The organism is Xanthobacter sp. BG11Y11_SDJG, assembly GCF_057364445.1.
Map to the genome: position 1 here is coordinate 13884 of NZ_JBNFNU010000008.1, position 20463 is coordinate 34346.

General features: G+C 64.4%; 19 protein-coding genes, 1 tRNA gene and 2 pseudogenes. 5 read left to right on the forward strand and 17 right to left on the reverse strand.

The window, feature by feature from the left end; all coding sequences use genetic code 11:
• Window positions 1-7 precede the first annotated feature (7 nt).
• From arsB to pstS, 4 genes and pseudogenes are all read right to left on the reverse strand, one after another.
• On the reverse strand, window positions 8-1069 hold the full coding sequence (gene arsB, locus AC2W7M_RS02275) for an ACR3 family arsenite efflux transporter (protein WP_149577647.1): 1062 nt from the start codon (window positions 1067-1069) through the stop codon (window positions 8-10).
• Window positions 1056-1610: an arsenate reductase ArsC gene (locus AC2W7M_RS02280; protein ID WP_486129719.1), complete on the reverse strand. Its 555-nt coding sequence runs from the start codon at window positions 1608-1610 to the stop codon at window positions 1056-1058. The genes arsB and AC2W7M_RS02280 overlap by 14 nt, the downstream gene beginning before the upstream one ends.
• 11 nt (window positions 1611-1621) lie before the next feature.
• A complete protein-coding gene (locus AC2W7M_RS02285; RefSeq protein ID WP_486129721.1) occupies window positions 1622-2035 on the reverse strand; it encodes an ArsR/SmtB family transcription factor in 414 nt (137 codons plus the stop codon).
• Window positions 2036-2080: 45 nt separating this feature from the next.
• Window positions 2081-3107, reverse strand: a pseudogene (gene pstS / locus AC2W7M_RS02290) (phosphate ABC transporter substrate-binding protein PstS).
• Between the two features lie 545 nt (window positions 3108-3652).
• On the opposite strand from pstS, the gene AC2W7M_RS02295 reads away from it, so the two are divergent.
• The 4 genes from AC2W7M_RS02295 to pstB all read left to right on the forward strand — a co-directional run bounded on the left by AC2W7M_RS02295 (window position 3653) and on the right by pstB (window position 7453).
• Window positions 3653-4654, forward strand: a complete 1002-nt coding sequence (locus tag AC2W7M_RS02295) for a PstS family phosphate ABC transporter substrate-binding protein (RefSeq protein WP_012115928.1) — start codon at window positions 3653-3655, stop codon at window positions 4652-4654.
• Between the two features lie 105 nt (window positions 4655-4759).
• Window positions 4760-5668, forward strand: coding sequence for a phosphate ABC transporter permease subunit PstC (gene pstC, locus AC2W7M_RS02300; RefSeq protein WP_041575981.1), 909 nt, complete (start codon window positions 4760-4762; stop codon window positions 5666-5668).
• Between the two features lie 4 nt (window positions 5669-5672).
• A complete protein-coding gene (gene pstA / locus AC2W7M_RS02305; protein WP_309749466.1) occupies window positions 5673-6614 on the forward strand; it encodes a phosphate ABC transporter permease PstA in 942 nt (313 codons plus the stop codon).
• A complete protein-coding gene (pstB, locus tag AC2W7M_RS02310; protein WP_012115925.1) occupies window positions 6614-7453 on the forward strand; it encodes a phosphate ABC transporter ATP-binding protein PstB in 840 nt (279 codons plus the stop codon). Before pstA ends, pstB begins: the two co-directional genes overlap by 1 nt.
• An 84-nt stretch (window positions 7454-7537) precedes the next feature.
• Here pstB and AC2W7M_RS02315 read toward each other — a convergent pair whose 3' ends face one another.
• Window positions 7538-8491 carry a substrate-binding domain-containing protein gene (locus AC2W7M_RS02315; RefSeq protein ID WP_149577645.1) on the reverse strand — a complete coding sequence of 318 codons (954 nt, stop codon included), beginning with the start codon at window positions 8489-8491 and terminating at the stop codon, window positions 7538-7540.
• Between the two features lie 227 nt (window positions 8492-8718).
• On the opposite strand from AC2W7M_RS02315, the gene AC2W7M_RS02320 reads away from it, so the two are divergent.
• Window positions 8719-9567 (forward strand): sulfite exporter TauE/SafE family protein, encoded by an 849-nt coding sequence (locus tag AC2W7M_RS02320; protein WP_393983842.1) that lies wholly within the window; start codon window positions 8719-8721, stop codon window positions 9565-9567.
• A gap of 48 nt (window positions 9568-9615) precedes the next feature.
• Here the strand turns inward: AC2W7M_RS02320 and AC2W7M_RS02325 are convergent, their stop codons facing one another.
• From AC2W7M_RS02325 to AC2W7M_RS02380, 12 genes and pseudogenes are all read right to left on the reverse strand, one after another.
• Entirely contained in the window at window positions 9616-12078 is a 2463-nt protein-coding gene (locus AC2W7M_RS02325) for an arsenate reductase (azurin) large subunit (protein WP_149577643.1), read from the reverse strand.
• A gap of 11 nt (window positions 12079-12089) precedes the next feature.
• On the reverse strand, window positions 12090-12611 hold the full coding sequence (locus AC2W7M_RS02330; RefSeq protein WP_012115921.1) for an arsenate reductase (azurin) small subunit: 522 nt from the start codon (window positions 12609-12611) through the stop codon (window positions 12090-12092).
• A 171-nt stretch (window positions 12612-12782) separates the two neighbouring features.
• The gene (locus AC2W7M_RS02335; protein ID WP_149577642.1) at window positions 12783-14105 is read right to left on the reverse strand and encodes a sigma-54-dependent transcriptional regulator; all 1323 of its coding nucleotides are present in this window, start codon (window positions 14103-14105) and stop codon (window positions 12783-12785) included.
• Window positions 14095-14418, reverse strand: coding sequence for an ATP-binding protein (locus tag AC2W7M_RS02340; protein WP_486129726.1), 324 nt, complete (start codon window positions 14416-14418; stop codon window positions 14095-14097). Before AC2W7M_RS02340 ends, AC2W7M_RS02335 begins: the two co-directional genes overlap by 11 nt.
• Window positions 14419-14512: 94 nt before the next feature.
• A complete protein-coding gene (locus AC2W7M_RS02345) occupies window positions 14513-15475 on the reverse strand; it encodes a hypothetical protein (RefSeq protein WP_486129728.1) in 963 nt (320 codons plus the stop codon).
• 74 nt (window positions 15476-15549) lie between these two features.
• Window positions 15550-16344, reverse strand: a complete 795-nt coding sequence (locus AC2W7M_RS02350) for a substrate-binding domain-containing protein (protein WP_486129730.1) — start codon at window positions 16342-16344, stop codon at window positions 15550-15552.
• Window positions 16345-16651: 307 nt separating this feature from the next.
• The gene (locus AC2W7M_RS02355) at window positions 16652-17839 is read right to left on the reverse strand and encodes a thiolase family protein (protein WP_149577639.1); all 1188 of its coding nucleotides are present in this window, start codon (window positions 17837-17839) and stop codon (window positions 16652-16654) included.
• Between the two features lie 67 nt (window positions 17840-17906).
• Window positions 17907-18323, reverse strand: coding sequence for an OsmC family protein (locus AC2W7M_RS02360; protein ID WP_432445298.1), 417 nt, complete (start codon window positions 18321-18323; stop codon window positions 17907-17909).
• Entirely contained in the window at window positions 18320-18556 is a 237-nt protein-coding gene (locus AC2W7M_RS02365; RefSeq protein WP_149577637.1) for a thioredoxin family protein, read from the reverse strand. Before AC2W7M_RS02365 ends, AC2W7M_RS02360 begins: the two co-directional genes overlap by 4 nt.
• Window positions 18557-18575: 19 nt before the next feature.
• Window positions 18576-19638 (reverse strand): annotated as a pseudogene (locus tag AC2W7M_RS02370) (permease).
• Entirely contained in the window at window positions 19635-19934 is a 300-nt protein-coding gene (locus tag AC2W7M_RS02375) for an ArsR/SmtB family transcription factor (RefSeq protein WP_149577635.1), read from the reverse strand. The pseudogene AC2W7M_RS02370 and the gene AC2W7M_RS02375 overlap by 4 nt, the downstream one beginning before the upstream one ends.
• Window positions 19935-20246: 312 nt before the next feature.
• Window positions 20247-20322, reverse strand: a tRNA-Ile gene (locus tag AC2W7M_RS02380).
• Window positions 20323-20463: the final 141 nt, after the last annotated feature.

Consider the following 20463-nt stretch of genomic DNA (forward strand, 5'->3'; position numbering starts at 1 on the left):
GATGATCTCAGGCTTTGGTGCGGTCGCCGGCGTCCGTCACCCTCACGCCGCCGGCTTCGTACCAGTCCTTGGTATGGTTCACGATCCACACCACCGAGAGCATCACCGGAACCTCGATGAGCACACCCACCACGGTGGCGAGAGCCGCACCCGACTTGAATCCGAACAGGCTGATGGCGGCAGCCACCGCCAGCTCGAAGAAATTGGAGGCCCCAATGAGGGCAGAGGGGCCGGCCACGCAGTGGGCTTCGCCGGACAGCCGGTTCAGGAGATAGGCAAGGCCCGAGTTGAAATAGACCTGGATCAAGATCGGCACGGCCAGCAGCGCAATCACCAGCGGCTGGGCGAGGATCTGCTCGCCCTGGAAGGCGAACAGCAGCACCAGGGTGGCGAGCAGCGCCACCAGGGAGAGCGGCTGGAGCACGCCGAGCAGGCGATCGAGCCCGGCCTGTCCACCGGTCGCCAGGATGCGCCCGCGGAGGAGCTGCGCCGCGATCACCGGGACGACGATGTAGAGCATCACCGACAGGAAGAGTGTGTCCCACGGCACGGTGATGGAGGAGAGCCCGAGCAACAGCCCCACGACGGGCGCGAAGGCGACGATCATGATGGCGTCGTTCAGCGCCACCTGGGACAAGGTAAAGTGGGGCTCACCCTTGGTGAGATTTGACCAGACGAACACCATGGCCGTGCAGGGCGCCGCCGCCAGAAGGATGAGGCCGGCGATATAGCTATCGATCTGGTCGGCTGGCAGGTAGGGTCGGAACAGATAGCCGATGAACAGCCAGCCGAGGAACGCCATGGAGAACGGCTTCACCGCCCAGTTCACCAGCAGCGTCACCGAGATTCCGCGCCAGTGCCGGCCGACCTCCTTGAGCGCGGCAAAGTCGATCTTGACCAGCATGGGCACGATCATCAGCCATATGAGGATGGCTACCGGCAGGTTGACCCGCGCCACTTCCAGCGCCCCGATGGTCTGGAACACGGACGGCGCCAGCGCGCCAAGCGCGACGCCGGCGATGATGCACAGGAACACCCAGAGAGTGAGATAGCGTTCAAACACGGACACGGTGCGGGATCTCCCAAGGCCGCCAGCTGCGGCCGATTGCGGCGAGAGCGTGGGCGCGGTCTGTTTCAGGACGACGACAGTTCACGCGGCCTGTCCCGAGAGTGTGAGGTCCGTCGCTCCCTCCATTTCCCGATCTCGCCGATGCGCTCCTTGAGCGAAGCAAGATCGAGCTGCTCAATGGCAGGTTGACGAAGGCGGAGATACGCCCGGCGAGCCGACGGTAGGTGGCAACGAAGGCAGCCTTCTGCTCAGCTTCGGTTCCCTTCACCCGGATCGGGTCGGGCAGACCCCAATGGGCCTGTAGCGGATGACCGGGGAAGGCAGGGCAGATTTCCCCAGCTGCGGCGTCGCAGGTAGTGATGACGAAATCCATCTGGGGCGCATCCGGCCTGGCGAACCCATCCCAGCTCTTGGAGGCGAGGTTCGTCGTGTCGTAGCCGAGCGAGTCGAGCAGATCGATAGCCATCGAGTGCGGCTTGAGCTTCGGCCGACTGCCGGCCGAGTAGGCCTTGAAGCGGCCTCGCCCCTCGCGGTTGAGCAACGCCTCCGCGATCAGCGACCGTGCCGAGTTGGCCGAGCAGACCAGCAGAACATTGTAGACGCGATCATTCCCAGCGGCAGGACGCAGCTGTGGAAAGGCCGCGGGGCCGGTCCCGCACCGGGGGAGACGGCAAAACCCATCTCCGCCATCAGTTGGCTCAGCACAGGGCCCGCTGTGGACAAGCTGACGGCATAGATGATGGACCGTCCCTCGCGCCGCGACGTGACAAGGCCGGCACGCTCCAGCACGCCGAGGTGCACCGACATGGTATTGTGCGCTACCGCCAGCAGGCGGGCGATGTCGCCCGCCTGAAGGCCATAGGGCACATAGCGCAGCAGAAGACGATAAGTCTCGAAGCGCGTGCCTTGGGACAGCGCATCGAAGATCCGCGTGGCGTCTTCCCCATTCAGCTTCGTCTCGTCCATCTTGTCTCACCGTTCGAATGCTGCTCACGCGTCAGCCCAAGTGCCTCAGGCGCCGCCCTTGAAGGTCCTGGCCCAATAGTCCTTGACCTGCTGGACCAGAGCCGGCGGCAAGGGAACATAGCCGAGCTCGGACGCAAATTTCTCGCCCTCGCCCAGGGCGAAACGCCAGAACTCGAAGGCGGCTTGGCTGTTCGCCGGCACCTTCGGCTCGCGGTACATGAGAGCGAAGGTGGTCGCCGCAATAGGATAGGCATCCTCGGCGGGGGAATCGGTGATGACGACGAAAAAGTCCTTGGCGCCGGCCCAATCGAAGCTCAGCGCCGCCGCCTGGAACGCCGCCGCGCTGGGTGCGATGAACTTGCCAGCACGGTTCTGGACGAGGCCATAGGCCAGCTTCACCTGCACCACATAGGTGTATTCGACATAGCCGATGGCATTCGGGACCCGCTTGACCTCGGTCGACCCCTTCGTTACCGCGCGCGCCATACCCCACCGGCCAGGCGACTGCGCTGCCTTCGCCGACCTGCTGCTTCCACTCCGGGCTCGCCTTGGCAAGGTAGGACACCCAGTTGAACGTGGTTCCAGATCCATCGGAACGGTGCACCACCACGATCTTCGCGTTGGGCAGCTTGACGTCGGGATTGAGGGCCCTGATGGCGGGATCGGACCAGGTCGTGACCTTGCCGAGATAGATGTCAGCGAGAAGGGCGCCGGTGAAGCGGAGCTGGCCGGGCCCCACGCCGTCCACGTTGAACACCGGAACGACGCCACCGAACACGATGGGGAACTGGCCGAGGCCATATTTCTCCAGTTCTTCCGGCTTCAGCGGCTTGTCGGACGCGCCGAAATCCACCACCCCGTCCTTAATACGGTTGACGCCGGCCGACGAACCCACCGACTGGTATCCTACGATGTGGCCTGTGCGCTCACGAAACGCCTCCGCCCATTTCCAGATGATCGGATAGGCGAAGGTGGAGCCGGCACCCCGCACCTCCGCGGCGCGCGCCGGAGGCGCGAACATCGACAGGGCCGCGAGCGTCGCCGCAGCTGTCCAGACAAGAATGCGATTCACGGCTGGCCTCCCTTGGGTCCTAGCGACATATCGCTGGAAACAGATAGCTCCATACGAGTCATTATGTCGATAGGAGTGGACAGATCGCTATATGGCCTTCATGTCACTCTTGTGACGCCATTTACGTCGCGCCAATCGCAGCGATAGTATAAATTATCGATATGTCGATACAAATGGAAATGATGTAATGTAGAGACGGAATGCTCGCGAGGTTGAGAGGCAAATTTGTTCGGGAGGAGAAATGAATAATAGGCGCTTCATATGGACTTTATATAAGTAATATACGTCAATCGAAGTCGGATAGCCTCTCAAAAATTGCAATCAACCATGGACAATTGCCACGATGTCCATATGATTTACATGAAATAAAGCCAACCATAGCCTAGAACTACGTTGCGTCATATTCGATAAAATCTCTGTTGATTCAGGAATATCGCTCGATATACACAAATTGTCATGAATTTGTTACATAACATGCTTAGAGCCCGTGAGGCTAGGTGAGCATCAGAAGCCCTAGCGGCACTGTCCAGGGAGACGGCATCCTCATGAAGATCATCACTCTCGCGAGCGCCCTCGCGCTGCTCGCTACCGGCGCGGCCTTCAACGGCGCCGCTGCCCAGGCACTGGTCAAGGTCGACGGGTCGTCCACGGTATTCCCCGTGACCGAAGCCATGGCGGAGGAATTCCAGAAGGCGAACAAGGATATCAAGGTGACGGTCGGCATCTCCGGTACCGGCGGCGGCTTCAAGAAGTTCTGCCGCGGAGAGATCGACATCTCTGACGCCTCGCGCCCCATCACCTCCGCCGAGCAGAAGGCCTGCAAGGAAGCCGGCATCGAGTATATCGAATTGCCGGTCGCCCTTGATGCGCTCACGGTCATCGTCCACCCGTCCAACACCTGGGCGAGCGAGATGACGGTTGCGGATCTGAAGAAGATCTGGGAGCCCGAGGCCCAGGGCAAGATCACCAACTGGAAGCAGGTCCGCGACAGCTACCCGGATCGGCCGCTGGTGCTCTACGGCGCGGGCGTCGACTCAGGCACTTACGACTATTTCACCGCCGCCATCGTCGGCAAGGAGCATTCCAGCCGCGGCGACTTCACCGCATCGGAGGATGACAACGTGCTGGTCCAGGGCGTGGCGGGCGATCCCAACGCCCTCGGCTTTTTCGGCCTTGCTTACTATGAAGAGAACACCGGCAAGCTGAAGGCGGTGAAGATCAAGGTCGATGACGCCGCGCCCGCCGTGGAGCCGTCGGTCGAGAACGCCCGCACCGGCAAGTACCAGCCTCTGTCGCGGCCGATCTTCATCTACGTGAACAAGAAGGCGGCCGAAACCCGTCCGGAGGTGGCGAAGTTCGTTGAGTTCTACCAGGACCCGAAGCACGCGGTCGAGCTGGTCAAGGAAGTCGGCTATGTGCCGCTGCCCGAGGCCGCCCTGAAGGTGTTCCAGGAGCGCTTCAAGAAGCGTGAGATCGGCACCGGCTTCACCGGGTCCAAGGTCGGCGTCTCCGTCGAGGATCTCGTCAAGGAAAAGCTCGTCTACTGACAGGTGATCTTGAGGGACCTGAGGGAGGTGCTCCGGCGCCTCCCTCCATTCAGGTGAGGGTTGGACGTGGTCGCACCGGTGTCTCCAGACTCAAGAACAGGCCGGTTGCGCCTGACGGTTTCTCCGGTCTTCCTGGCGCGACGCCGGGTGGTGGACCGCATCATGCGCGTTGTCCTGTTTCTCAGTGCCGCACTCTCTGTCCTGGTCACGGCGGGCATCGTCTACGTCCTCCTGTCCGAAAGCCTGAAATTCTTCGCACAGGTGTCGATCATCTCCTTCCTGACCGACACACAATGGACGCCGGTGTTTCAGGACAAGCACTTCGGCATCATGACTCTGGTATCCGGTACTTTGGTGAGTTCGCTCATCGCCCTGCTCGTCGCGATTCCAGCCGGTACCGTGCTCGCAATCTATCTGTCGGAGTTCGCGCGGCCACAGGTGCGCGAGACCATCAAGCCGTTTCTGGAGCTTATCGCAGGCGTGCCCACTGTGGCATTCGGCTATTTCGCTCTTTTGTTCCTCACGCCCATCTTCCAGATCTTCATTCCCGGGCTGGCGGGCTTCAACCTGCTCGTGCCGGGCATCGTCATGGGCATCATGATCCTGCCCTACATCGTTTCCGTGAGCGAGGACGCCATGCGCGCGGTCCCTGCGGAACTGAGGGAGGGGGCCTATGCGCTGGGCTTCACGCGGCTCCAGACGGCGACGCGGGTGGTGATCCCCGGCGCCTTCTCCGGGGTGACGGCGGCCTACATCCTCGGCATGTCGCGGGCGGTGGGCGAGACCATGGTGGTGGCCATTGCTGCGGGCCAGCAGGCGAAGCTCGCCCTGAACCCTCTGGAGGGCGCAGCCACGATCACCTCCTATATCGTCCAGATCAGCCTCGGCGACGTGCCACATGGCTCCATCGCTTATCTCACCATCTTCGCGGCGGGCATGACGCTGTTCCTCATGACTTTCGCCTTCAACATTCTCGCCTTCTGGCTCCGCCAGAAATACCGTGAAGTCTATTGAGGGGATGGCCGTGAAGCCGCTCGCCGCTCAACCCTCCCGCCGCCTCTCCGACGCGGAAATCGTCGCTCGGGCGCATCGGTCCGACCGCAATTTCGCGATCCTGGGCCTCAGCGTGCTCGTCATTTCCATGATCGTTCTGCTGTCGCTCATCGTGGACTTCATGGTGGACGGGCTTGGCCGCATTGATCTTGATTTCCTGACGAGCTTCCCCTCCCGACGCGCTTCGGAGGCCGGCATTCTGTCCGCCTGGGTCGGCACCACGCTGGTGATGCTGGTGACGACGGCGCTGGCGGTGCCGCTCGGCGTCGCAGCAGGCCTCTATCTTGAGGAATATGCGCCGCGGAACTGGATCACCCATCTCATCGAAATCAATGTGACCAATCTCGCGGGCGTGCCCTCCATCATCTATGGGCTGCTCGCCCTCGGCCTGTTCGTGCAGAGCTTGGCCATGGGCCAGACGATTCTAGTTGCGGGCATCACGCTGGCGCTTCTCATCCTGCCCATCATCATAGTCGCCACACGCGAGGCGGTGCGCTCCATCCCGCTCGAGATCCGCGAGGGCGCCTATGCGCTTGGCGCCGACAAATGGCAGACGGTGAGCGGCTACATCCTGCCCACCGCGCGTCCCGGCATCCTCACGGGTGCCATCGTCGGTATGTCACGGGCCATCGGCGAGACCGCGCCCATCATCACCATCGGCGCGCTCACCTTCATCGCCTTCCTGCCGCCTTCACCGGTCCAGGACACCTTTCCGTTCATCAATTTCAACTGGCTCAACTCGCCGTTCACGGTGATGCCGATCCAGATGTTCAACTGGGTTTCACGTCCCCAGGCGGCGTTCCACGTGAACGCAGCAGCAACCGGTCTCATTCTGCTGCTTATGACGCTGCTGATGAATGCGATCGCCATCTGGCTGCGCTACAAGATCCGCCGGAGCATGCGCTGATGCTGCAGCCCGGCCTTTCGGAGAACGAGATGACCGCCGTGACCCCAGCATTGGACGCCGTGGCCAGCAAGGAGCCCGCCCCCCTGCGCGCTTCTGTTCGCAACCTCAATTTCTTCTACGGCGACAACCAGGCGCTCAAGGGGGTGGAGCTTCCGATCGTCGAGGGTAAGGTCACCGCCCTCATTGGGCCGTCGGGATGTGGAAAGTCCACGCTCCTGCGCTGCTTCAACCGCATGCATGACCTATATCCGGGCAACCGGTATCAGGGCGAGATCATCCTCTATCCGGAGGGGATCAACATCGTGGCGCCGGAAGTAGATCCAATGCTCGCGCGTTTGCGCATCGGCATGGTGTTCCAGAAGCCCAACCCGTTTCCGAAATCGGTCTATGAGAATGTGGCATCCGGCCTCCACATCCGGGGCATCCGGAATCGCTCCGAAGTGGATGGGCGCGTGGAAGCCGCGCTACGCCAAGCCGCCCTATGGGACGAGGTGAAGGACCGCCTCCAGGAATCCGCCTATGGATTGTCGGGCGGCCAGCAGCAGCGCCTGTGCATCGCCCGCACCCTCGCCCCAGATCCGGAGCTCATCCTGCTCGACGAACCCACTTCGGCCCTCGACCCCATCGCCACGGCGAAGATCGAGGAACTGATGGACGAGTTGCGGGGCGCCTACACCATCGTGATCGTCACCCACAACATGCAGCAGGCGGCGCGCATCTCGGATTTCACCGCCTTCATGCATCTCGGCCACATGGTGGAATACGACGTGGCCAGCCTGATCTTCACCAACCCAACCGAGGAGCGCACGCGCTCCTATATCACCGGCCGGTTCGGCTGAGGCGTTCGGCTCGGTGGGAGGCGGCGGGAAGTTCGCTCGTGGACTTGGCATTCGGGCGCTTCAGCGACGGCAGTAGATTCGGCCTCACGTCTCAGCCACGATCTTCCCGATGTCGGTGATGTCATATCCGCCGATGCTCTTGAACTCGTTCTGGAACCGCTCCGAGCGCAGGATCTTGAGCATCGTCGCGACCTCCGGTGTGTCGAGATGCTCTTTACGGACCACAAGGTCGTAGCGTTCCCTCTTCAGTGGGACGAAGTCCACATTATCTACTTGGCGGGCGACCTTTTCCATCCCCACCGCCACGTCGGCGTCGCCACGGCCCACTGCGCTCGCCACGGCGAGATGGGATTGGTTCTCGCTATCGTAGCCCTTAATCCGGCTGGCGTAGAGATCGAGGAGCTTCAGGTTCTCGTCGAGCAGCACCCGCGATCCCGCCCCCTTCTCGCGGTTGATCATGGTGATGTCGTCGCGGGCGAAGTCCTGCCATGTTCGGATGGCCTTCGGGTTGCCTTTGGCGACGTAGAGGCCCTGCATGCGGTAGGTGACGTTGACCACCGCGCAGCGCACGCCAGGCAGTAAGGCACGGACATAGGGCACGTTGTAGTCGTCGCCGGCGCTGTCCCACAGATGTGCGCTCGCGACGGAGACCTTGCCGTAATAGAGCGAGACGAGGCTGTCGTAGCTGCCGATATAGGCCCTGAGCGCCATGACGCCGTGCATGCGCATGAAGTTGGACAGGATGTCGAGGATGAGGTCCTGGCCGCAGATGATGAAGCCGTCCCCGGCCCGACGCTCCGCCTTCAGGTCAAAATACCGGTTCTCGTCGAATGCCGGGCGGCCTGCCAGCTCGGGCGCGCGCGCGGCCCTGCCGGAGCGCTCGATATAGTCGCGCACGTTCGCCTCGGTGAAGCGGATCTTACGGCCGACCTTGTAGAAGCCGATCCCGCCTGCCTTGATCAGAGCATAAATGCCGCTCCGGCTGACGTGCAGCCGCTCGGCCACATCTTCGACAGTCAGGGCGTTAGGCGTATCCATGGAATGTCCGGCATCTCAATTCATCTAATTTCATATCATTTGGCATATAGCTCGGCCTTCGGCCAGCCGTCCTGACCATTCTATCTTTACAAAACAACATCTATTCGCCACGCTCGGCTCATTAAACCAGCAATATACCCGTCAAATCGTTTGTTTTCGTATCAATTCATATCATTTCATACCATGATGGCGGCTCCGTCCGAACGATCATGGCCGGAGGCTCATCCATGTCCCAGCAGTCCATTCCACTGTCGTCCGAGCGTGCCAACACACGGGACGAGCGGGGGTCCAACCCTGGCCCCCCGCCGGTGCCGGCCTTCGCCGGGGGCGCCCTCATCGGCATGCTCGGCGGTCTCATCGGGCTTGGTGGCGCAGAGTTCCGCCTGCCGCTGCTGATCGGCCCATTCCGCTTCCGGGCGCTCGAAGCGGTCATCCTCAACAAGGCCATGAGCCTGGTCGTCGTCGCTAGCGCGCTGCCGTTCAGGGCGGCGACGGTGCCCTTCAGCGCCATCGCGACCAACTGGCCGATCATCCTCAACCTGTTGGCGGGTAGCCTCGTTGGCGCCTGGTTCGGCGCCGGCTGGGCCACCCGGCTCAGCTCCCGCACCCTCGACCGGGTCTTGGCAGTCCTGCTGGTGCTGATCGCCGTCGCCCTCCTGTTCGGACACGGATCGACCGCAGCGTCCGCGCTGCTTTCGGGACCCTGGCTGATCGTGGCCGGCGTCATTGCGGGATTCGCCATTGGCGTGGTCGCCTCGCTGATGGGCGTGGCCGGCGGTGAGCTGCTGATTCCGACGCTGGTGCTTCTCTTCGGCGCGGACATCAAGCTCGCCGGCAGCCTGTCGCTGGCGGTGAGCCTGCCCACCATGATCGTCGGCTTCACCCGCTACAGCCGCGACAACGCCTTCGCCACCGTCGCGCAGAACAAGGTGTTCGTGGCCGTGATGGCGGTGGGCTCCATCGTGGGCGCCTTCATCGGCGGGCACCTCCTTGGGCTTGTGCCCGAGCAGGTCTTGCTTCCCATCCTGGCGCTGATCCTCGTCGTGTCATCGGTGAAAGTGTGGCGCCACGGATGAGGGTGCGGTCTCGGCCGGCGCCAGAACGCCGGCCGATGGTGCCCGCCGTCAGGCCGGATACTCCTTCGACTTGAAGGTCAGGTGCCGCACGCCTTCCGGCGCGTCGGCGATCTTGCGGATGTTGCCCCACGTCTGCTTGTAGTTGGGGATGATGTCCTCGTTGACCCCCGCGGACACCACATTGCCCTGCACGCCGGTCGGGAAGCCGAACAGCATGAAAGTCTCCTTCCGCTTCGCCGTGGGGGTGGGATAGGCCATGGCCTGGGTGGAGCCGTTCTCGTTGTAGACCTCCACGAGATCGCCGCTCTTGAGGCCAAGCTCGCCCATGTCCTGCGGGTTCATCTCGATGAAGGGATAGGGCCAGCGATCCATGACCAGCTCATTCTCCACGTCAAGATAGGCGCTCTGCCAGACGAGGTTCGCCCGCCCGTTATTGATGAGGAAGGCGAACTTGTCCTTCTCCGCCTGTTTGCCGGGGGCCTGGAGGCCGCGCCACCGGGTTTCGGCGAACACCGCCTTGCCGTCCGGCTTGTTGAACTTGCCATCGGCGAACAGCCGCTTGGTGCCGACGATCTTGCCGTCTGCGAAGGCCGTGGCGGGCTCCTGGAAGCCGTTAGTGCCCATGGTCCGCAGGCGATCGTAGGTGACGAACGCGCCGCCCTTTTCGTTCTTGGCGTAGCCGTCCATGAAGGCGTCTTCCTCGCTCTTCCAGTCGAAGCCCTTGAACTTGTCCGCCACCTCCGTTTTGCCCATGGCGCGCAGCACCCGCTCCATGTGATTGGCGATCCGCGCGGCGATGAGGCAATCGGGCATGGCCTGGCCCGGCGGGTCCATGTAGCGCTCGGTAAGGCGCATGCGCCGCTCGCCGTTCATGGAGGTGAGGTTCATCTCGCCGGATGTCGCGGCGGGCAGCATCACATGGGCGGCCTCGCCGATATGGGTCGGCACGATGTCCACGTCGACGCTGAACAGCCCACCCTTGCGGATGGCGCCCAAGATGGCGGCCACCATGGCATCGCGGTCGCCGTAGGGCACGCTGGCCATGGCGTCCTTCACGAGGTCCGTGCGCATCTTGTAGGCGCGCTTGAAAGCCATGGCGTTGAGCGTGGTCTTGTAGTGGTCGCAGCCCCAGATGTGGTGCACGCCGCCCTTGCCCTCGATCAGCAGCTTGTCCACATAGGCTGCGGGCCGGCCCACATGGGCGTCGGACGGGCGGCAATAACCCTCCTGGTGGCCGCCCATGCGCACGCAGCCGCCGCCCGGACGGCCGATATTGCCGGTAGCGAGGGCGAGATTCACCAGCGCCTGGTTGGTGCGGTAGTTGTCATTGCCCCAGATGAGGCCCTTCTCATAGGCGAACATGGTCCGCCGACGTGCCCCGCCGGCCTTGGGCTCGCCGATCCAGGTGACCGCCTTGACGATGTCCGCCTCGCTGAGGCCGGTGGCGCGAGCGGCTTCCGCCACGCTCACCTTGTTGGCCGCCAGGGCCTTGTCGAAGTCCTTCGTGGAGGCCGCGATGAAACCCTTGTCGATCCACCCCTTCTCCGCCGCGTAGGTGAGCCAGGCGTTGAACAGGATCAGGTCGGTGCCGGAATTGAGGGCGAGATGGAGCACGTTCTCCTTGCCCGCCTCCACCTCGCTGGCATTCACGGTGACGGTGCGGCGCGGATCGACGATGACGATGCGCGCCTTGGCCACCGGCTCGCTGCCGAACTCCGCCTTCTTCTTGTCGAGGGAGGTTCCGCGCAGGTTGGGCACCCAGTGGTTCAGGAAATAGTTGGTCTGGGTTTCCAGCGCGTTCGTGCCCACCGCTACGAGGGTGTCGGCGAGCTCCGCGTCCTCGTAGCAATTGTTGAGCTCGCCCACCCCCATGTCGCGCGAGCCGTGGACCTCCGAATTGTAGGCCGGGCGATTGTGGATGCGGATGTTCTTTACCTTCATGGCGCCGAAATAGAGCTTTCCGGTGCCCCAGGTGTTCTCGTATCCGCCGCCCGCGCCGCCGTGGTCGAAGGCGGACACGAACAGGCCGTCCTCGCCCTGCTCAGCGATCACCGCTGCGGTGACGCGGGCGACGAGGTCGAGGGCGTCGTCCCAGCTCGTGGGCTGGAGCTGTCCGTAGCGCCAGACCTGGGGATCGGTGAGGCGCTGGAGCTGGGTGTTGCGCTGGCGCGAATAGCTCATCTCGGCGATCCGCGCGCCGCGCACGGAGCCGAGGCCGGAATTCACCACGCACGCCTTGTCGGGCTTGATGACGATGTGCACGTCTCGCCCGTTCTGCCTGACGATGTTGTACATGGACGGCGCATACCAGGCTGCGGTCTCTGCCGGCTGTTGCCTGGAGAGATCGACGCCGAAGGCGTTCTCGCCCGGCGCCGTGCCGCCCTCGTATCGGGCGTCCCAACTATAGGCCTTGTAGCCGCAGCCGACGATGCAATAGTGGCAGACGACGTTGTGGACGGTCGCATTGGCGGGAATGATGGGCAATTGGCCGATCTGGCGCTTGTAAGCCATGGTGTCCTCCCTCAGAGCACGTTGGAGAGGCGGCCGTAGAGCAGCTCATCCACGCCTTCGGCATAGATGTCGCCCTTCGCGTCCACACGCAGCGCGTATTGCGGCAGGTTCTGCGTCGCCTGGCCCCAGATCTGCTGGCCGCCTTTCTCGCAATCGAAGCGGGAATAATGGCCGGGGCAGTTCAGCGTCTTGTCCGTCGTGCTGTAAGAAAGGGGAAATCCCTTGTGCGGGCAGACGGTGGTGAAGCCGACGATGTCGCCGTCGGGTCCGGCGCCTCCGGCCACGCGTGTCCCGAGCTTCAGAAGGACGCCGGGCGCGTCGTCATCGGGATAGGCCACGTCCAGCGGCTCATTAACTTTCAGGTCCTTCACATTGGCGAGGCGGTTCGCTGGATATCTCACCAACGCGACCGCAGGGGCCGCCTTGGCTTGGGCCGGCAGAACGGAGGCGACGGCGGCGCCTGCGGTCGCAAGGCCGGCGCCGGTCAGGAAGCTGCGGCGGCCGGCATCGACGAGGCTGGGACATCTTTTCATGAAAGCTCCTCCCAGAGCGTATTGGTCCTTTCGGACGCAAGACGTCCTGCAGAAGCTGCGCCATGCGGAGCTGAGTAGAGAATTCAATGATTTAACGAGCGAGATGAGGCGAGCACGTCCGCCGTCCCGAACATGCTGCGGCGCCGTCTGTCCGGAAACCCGAACGCGCCGTCAGCCGTCGCTACCCAAACCGAGGCGGCGCATCTTCTCCCACAGGGTGGTGCGCCCAACGCCGAGGAGCCGGGCGGCGGCGGAGAGTTCGCCCGCGGTCGCGGACAGCGCCCGGAGGATGTGACGCTTCTCCGCCTCCTGGCGCGCGGATTCCAGTGAGCCGATCCGTAGGCCGGCGTCAGCGCCTTCGCGAACGATCTCGGGAAAGAGATCCCCGGGCATCAGCCAGGGGCCCAAGGCAAGAGCGACCGCACGCTCCATCCGGTTCCGCAGCTCCCGCACATTCCCGGGCCAAGGATGCTGCATCGCGGCCTCCTCGGCGAGGGCGCTGATCCCTTTCAGGTTGGTCTCGGTGTCCGCGCTATATTCCGTAAAGAAGCGCTCCATGAGCCATGGGATGTCATCGGGGCGCTCCCGCAGAGATGGCAGGCGAATGCTGACCGCGTTGATGCGGTAAAGGAGATCCTCGCGGAATTGTCGCTCGACAACTCGCAGCGCCAGATCGGCGTTGGTGGCCGTCACGATACGGCCGCCGAAGGCGATCTCGCGCTCACCGCCGACCCTCTGAAACGTCTTGCTCTCGATCAGCCGCAGGAGTTTTGCCTGCAACTCCGGACGCAATTCCCCGATCTCGTCGAGAAACAGCGTGCCGTCGCCGGCGCGCTCCACATAGCCGAGATGGCGCTGCGCGGCACCGGTGAACGCGCCTCGCTCGTGGCCGAACAGCTCGCTTTCCATCAAGTCGGCGGGAATGGCGGCGCAGTTGACCGCGATAAACGGCGCGGTCGCGTGCCGCGATTGCGCATGGATGAAGCGGGCGGCTACATCCTTACCTGTCCCTGTCTCCCCCGTGATGAGCAGATTGGAGGACAGGCGAGCCATCCTGCACAACAGAGCCTCCACCTGCCGGATGGCGGGTGAGACGCCCAACGTGCCGCCTTCCGTGGTTCCATGCGGCATCAGCAAGTCGGTGAGCCGCGCCAGGAAGTCCTCCATCTCGAAGGGCTTGGTGACGTAGTCCGCCGCGCCGGACCGCATCAGGCGCACCGCTTGGTCGATGTCGCCATGGCCGGTCACGAACAGGAAAGGCGGCGTCCGAGGCACGTGCGCCGCTTCCCGGAACACAGCCTCCCCATCGAGATCCGGAAGGCGGATGTCGCATACGATAGCCTCGAAGCGAATCTTCCGGATATCCGCCACCGCTGCGCAGCCGGTCCGCCACCAATGCACCCTCATTCCCTCCAGGCCGAGCCGCTGCGCGAGGCTCTCGCCCATGATGGGATCGTCCTCCACGAGGCCGATGACGGGAGGCTCATGCGACATGGGCGAGCTCCATTGGGGCGATGAAAGGGAAGAGAAGACGGATCCGCGTTCCCCCCGTTTCAGGCCGCTCGACCTCGGCCGAGGCACCGAGGTCGTCCAGGATGCGCCGGGTGGTCCACAAGCCGAGGCCGCCGCCCCAGGGTGGGCCACCCGTTTCCCCGCCAGCCGCAAGAAGGCACCCCGCAGGCTCGGGCAGGCCGCTGCCTCGATCCGACACGATTACATGCAGGGCCGTCGGCGTGAGCGACGCATCCACCGCCACTTCGCTTCCCGGCGGGGCGGCGGAAACCGCATTCAGCAGCAGGTTCAGCACGGCCTGGCGCACCGGGGTGCTGGGCAGAGGAAGCAACACGTCGACGGGACCGGAGAACCTCAGATCGACACCCTTCCGGCGCGCGCGGGGGCAATCAGTAGCTGCAGGTCCTCGAAATCGGCCATGGCGAGGGGTCGCGGCGCCTGCTCCGGCCGATACAAAGCGAGGGTGGTGCGCACCAGTCGCGGATACCGACGAGGCCTCGTTCGAGAAGGCCGAGGGACGATTTTCGGACCGCCGCATGGTGTCCATGGGTCTTCAGCGTCGCCAGCGCGTTAAAAAGGCCGCCCAGCGGGTTGTTGATCTCGTGGGCGAGCGCCGAGGTGAGCCGCCCGAGGCTGCCGAGCCGATGCTCGTCCGCCAATTGTCGGGCTAGGTCCTCCCGCTCGTACATGGACCGGACCAGCGCATTGTAGGCTAGGAACAGGCGGGCGAATTCAGCGCCGTTGCGCGCGACCGCCTCCGGGGGAACGGGCGTCGCCCGCCCTTCGCTCGCAGCGCCCAGATAGCGCGAGAGCGTGCGCACCGGCGCCATCATGCGGGCGACGAGCAACCAGCCGGCCACGGCGAGCAGCAGCGTGACCATCCCGTTCGTGGCCGCGAGCGCGAGGACGACGTCGCGCCGCTCCAAAGCCAGATGGCTGGTGTCGAAAGTGGCGTGGATGATTCCGACGATGCGTCCAGGATAGGAAAGCACGCGCGTCGCGGTGGCGGATCTGGCGCCCGCCTCGAATCTGAAATCCCGGCCGGTTGCGAGCGGAGCGAGATCGGACGGGAGACGCACCCCAATGGGGAAGCGACGGGGATCGGACGCCGCGATCACGAGGCCCTCCGCGTCGGTGATCACGGCGCTCAACGGATGCAGGCTCTTGTTGAGGGCCTGTGCCCGCATGATGGCGTCATAAACTTCCCAGACATCGTCTCTTAGGATCGCGGGTGCGACCGCGGAGGAGAGGCTGTCCAGATAGGTCTGCGCCAAGGCGCGCAACTGGCGCTCCTGCGTCTCCCCCAGCCGGCTCAGCACGCGCTCGGAGAGTGCAAGCCCCACCAGCACCATGAGCGCCGCAACCGCTAGGGGCACCTTGAGGGTGACGGGCCACTGGCGGGGGTCAAGGCGCGCGATCATGGGCGTCACCCGGTGCCCGCGACGAGCGCCGCCTTTGCGGCGATGGGGTCGAAGAGGCTCGCCTCCTGCGGCGCGAAACCATCGAGCCGCAGCATGGCGAGCACCGCCTTGCCATCCTCGTCCTCGTTCATGCGCGCAAGCGCCTCCGTCAGCGCGGCGAGCGCCTGCGGGTCTGGCGGATGGCGCGGGGCAGCGATGGGCGGGAAGCCGAGCCATTCGGACCGGCGCAGGATGGCGACGCGCGACGTCAGCTCCGGCTCGATCTCCCGCATAACGTCCAGGACGTAGCCGTCCACGGAACCGGATTGGGCGAGGCCCGAGGCCACGGCACGGATCACGTTGCGATGGCCGTAGGTGAAGAAGGTGCGGGCGAAGAAGGACGGGGGCTTCAGGCCGTGCTCCGCGAGAAGCGCGCGGGTGACGAGGAAGCCGGAATTGGAATCGGGGTCCGAGAAGGCGTGGATATCGCCCTTGAGGTCCTGGAAGTCCCGTGCGTCACGGTCCCGGTCGACGATGAGGCAGGACTGATAGAGCGGCTGCCCGCGCCACAGCGGAACCGCGACCAGCTGGAGCGCGTCACGATGGGCGACGAACGGATAGCCGCAGATCCACGCGGCATCGAGCTGACCCGAGACCAGCAGCGCGGTGATCTCCTGATAGGTCCGCCGGCTGACGAGTTCGACCGGTAAGCCGGTGGCCCGCCGCAGGTAAATCTGAAGCCGGCCGAGCAGTTCGAGGTCGGAGGTCAGGAAGACGGGGGTCAGGCCAAAACGGATGATGCCGGCCCAGGCGCGCGCCAACAGGGCACGAGCGTCGCGCCGACCATGGAAGCAGCGGCAGCAAGGACCGCCCTGCGGTCGATGCGCGAACCGGCGCCCATTTGCTAGGGCCTCCCGCTTTGTAATTCTTCTTAAATCGAAGAATAACGCGGATGGCCTGAAAGGCAAACGGGCATCCGTGTCGGCGTGAGAAACGACAATTTGCGCAGTGCCCCCGCCAGGAGGCTTGTTCTTCTGCCGTGGAATCAATTGGCGGCGCGAGGGCCACTTTCAAAGAACCCGCGCGGGATCGCGGCCGAAGCCGGCAGCCGGGCGTCTGACCTGCCTGTCAGGCCAGTGTTTCGATCGCCAGCGCGATGCCCTGGCCGCCGCCGATGCAGAGGGTAACGATGCCACGCTTGAGGCCGTCGCGCCGCATCGAATGGATGAGCCGCGTGGTCAGGATCGCCCCGCTCGCGCCGATGGGATGGCCATGGGCGATGGCCCCGCCTTCAACATTGACGACCTCTTCGGCAAGGCCGAGCTCGCGGGTAACGGCGAGGGCGATCGCCGCGAAGGCCTCGTTGATTTCCACCCGCTCGACCTCCGCGATCGTCCAGCCCGCACGCCCCAGCGCCTGGCGCACGGCTGGTACCGGACCGATGCCGAACATGCCTGGCTCCACCGCGCCGACGCCGAAGGCGACGAGCCGCGCCAGCGGCTCAAGGCCGTTCGCCGCGGCGAAATCGCGTTCGGCGAGGATCATCGCCGCGGCGCCGGTATTGAGACCGGGCGCGTTTCCGGCGGTGATGGTGCCGTCCTTACGGAAGGCCGGCTTCAGCTTGGTGAGGGATTCGATCGTGGTGTCCGGCCGATTGTGCTCGTCGCGAGCGAAGATCTCCGGCCCCTTGCGGCCCTTGATTTCGACACCGACGATCTCGGCATCGAATTTTCCGGCGGCCTGCGCCTGGGAAAAGCGCTGTTGCGAGCGCGCCGCCCAACGGTCCTGATCCTCGCGGGAGACACCACATTTGGTCACGAGGTCTTCGGTGTGCCAACCGGAATGCTCGCCCGAGAAGGCGTCGTTCAAGCCGTCGCGCAGCATGGAATCGTAGATCTGCGCATCGCCCATGCGATAGCCCCAGCGCCCGCCGCTCATGAGGTAGGGCGCGGCGTCCATGTTCTCCATGCCGCCGGCGATCGCCGCATCGGCGAAGCCCAGCCAGATCTCCTGGGCGACCGAGGCAACGGCCTGGGCGCCGGAGCCGCAGACCCGGTTCACAGTCATGGCCGGCACCTCCACCGGTACGCCGCCATGGACGGCCGCCTGGCGGGCGGGGTTCATCTTGTTGCCGGCCTGGACCACATTGCCCATGATGAGGCTCGACAGCTTGGCTGCATCGAGGCCCGAGCGACGGAGCGTCTCGCGCACGACTGTCGCACCCAGCTCGGTCGCGGGGACCGCCTTCAGAGCGCCATTATAAGTGCCGATCGCCGTGCGCACCGGCGCGCAGATGACCACGTCTCGTTTCGTCATGGACTTGGCCTTTCATGGATAACGACAGATCGCATTCGCGCGGGTGCGCGCAGCGCCTTGATGCGCCTCATGCCTTCCTTCGGATCGTCCCGTCCAATCGGGTCGCTTCCGCCACGGTGTTCGAAATCGTGCCGTACTTGCGGACGTTGGTGTGGAGCAAAGCCAGGCGCTGCTCCGTCTCGTCCGTATCGATGATCAGCTCGTAATCCACCGAGATGATCTTCGGCGGCGCGTCCTGCCGAACGGCGTGGAGCGTGACATCCACCCCGCGCAGCTCGAAATTCAGCATCGGGGTCACCCGCTCGATGCCCTTGATCATGCAGGCCGCGATGGCGGCAAGGAACAGTTCCGCCGGGTTGAAAGCATCGGCGCGCCCGCCAATGTCGGTGTCGAGGGTGATCTCGGCCTCTTTGGTGCGGGCGAGGCTGCCGTGTACGTCGATGCGCGACGCGTGAACCTTGTATTCCAGCATGGCGGCGCTCACGCCGCGAGCCAGCGGGCGAGATCGTCCGGCTTCGGCAGGCCGCCGGCGTGCACCACCTTGCCGTCGATGACGATGCCCGGCGTCGAGGCGATGCCGTATCCGGCGATCACCGCATAGTCGGTGACCTTTTCCACCGTGACGTCGAGCCCGAGCTTGGCCGCCTCATCCCGCACCATCTGCGCCGTTGCCTCGCAGCGAGAGCAGCCGGGGCCCAGCACCTTCACGTCTTTCATGGCTTTTGCCTTTCTTGTTTTAAGAAAACAGCGCGTTGAACAGGAAGCCCACGGCGAGGATGCCGATGCCGACCACGCCCACAAACACGGCAATCAGCTTGAGGCTTAGGACTTTGCGCAGGATGATCATTCCGGCAGCGACAGGGCGATGACCGCCATCATGAAGGCGAGCACGGTGCCCAGCGCTGCCCCCTTCGCCAGCAGGGCCTCGACCACCGGGATGATGCCCGCGGCATTGGAATACATGGGAATGCCCAGCAGCACCGCAGCCGGAACCGACCACCACGCATCCCGCCCCATGATGGAGGCGAGGAGATCTTCCGGCACATAGCCGTGGATGAAGGCGCCCGCTGCGATGCCGGCGATGATCCACATCCAGACCTTGCCGACGATGTCGCGCACCGCGTCGAGGCCGGCCCTGATGCGATCCACCAGCGTCATACCGTTTGGCGGCAGCTCGACCGGACTGGCACGCACGTTGCGCACCCAGTCTTCCAGCCAGCCCTCCAGGTGCAGGCGTCCGATGACCCAGCCGGCGATAATGGCGATGGAGAGGCCGAATGCCAGATAGGTGAGCGCCACCTTCCAGCCGACCAGCGCGAACAGGAGGCCCAGCGCCACCTCGTTGACCATGGGCGCGGCGATGAGGAAGGAGAAGGTGACGCCCAGGGGCACCCCGGCGGAGACGAAGCCGACGAACAGCGGCACCGCCGAGCAGGAGCAGAAGGGCGTGACGATGCCGAGGCCGGCGGCCGCAATGTTGCCGAGCCCCTCGCGTTTCCAGCGAGCAGGGCGCGGGTGCGCTCGGCGGAGAAGAAGCTGCGCACCACGCCCATGGCGAAGACCACCAGCGTCAGCAGCATCAGCACCTTGGGCGTGTCGTAGATGAAGAACGCGACCGCTTCAGCGAGATGGCTGCCTTGCTCCACCGGCAGGCGGGCCACTAGCCATTGGGAGAACGGCGCGAGCTGGGCATAGACCACGAACCAGAGGGCGATCGCCGCGGCCGTCACCGCCGCCCAGGTCAGTGACGATGCATCCCTCGGTGGCTTGCGCCCGGTCAATGACAGGTCGGCGCTCATGCGGCTCTCCTGTTCGATGAAGCGTCCAGGGTGGTGAGGACAGCATTGATGATGGTTGCCTGCTCGGCCGGCAGTTCGGGATTGCGACGGTAGCGCACCCATTGGGCGTCCCGCCGATCCACCACGACGCCAGCCTGCTTGAGCACCGCCATATGGCGCGACATGCGGGATTGGGTGACGCCGAGGACGCGCACGAGTTCGCAGACGCAATGCTCGTGCCCATCCCACAGGAGGTGGACCGCCGCGAGGCGGGTGGGTTCGGCCAGGGCCGACAGAAGGGTGAGGGCGGACTGCATACGCTTCTTTTACTTTAATGCGCATATGCGTTCAAGCGCATTTTATAATTAGCTTGTCACTGGGAACGCAGGGCTTCTCGAAATCAGGGGGAATTGAACCCTCACCCTCGACCTCGGAGCGGATATCTATGCTGCGGCTCGAAATAGCAATTTGAGATGGTTGCGTGCCCCCGCAACCAAATTCGATCGTGCAAACAGCGCACACACCCGGCCGCCCACGAGGCGGCTTTTTGCGTCCGCGCGCGCGGTTGAGACGCGCGGTTGAGAGCGGCCCCCGCACCCGTCCGTGCCTGATGTCGGCGTATCGCGATGTGGTAGGCCCGGCCGGACTCGAACCGACAACCAGACCGTTATGAGCGGTCAGCTCTAACCGTTGAGCTACGGGCCCACGCCGCGCCGCGGCGCATATGTTCCCTCTAGCAACTGGCGGCGGGTCGAACAACCGCGGCCTTCCGGCCGGCCAGGACCGGCAGCGTCACCGGCTTCGCCCGGCGGGTGCGCCGTGCCGGCGCCGAACGGCCGGCGGTGG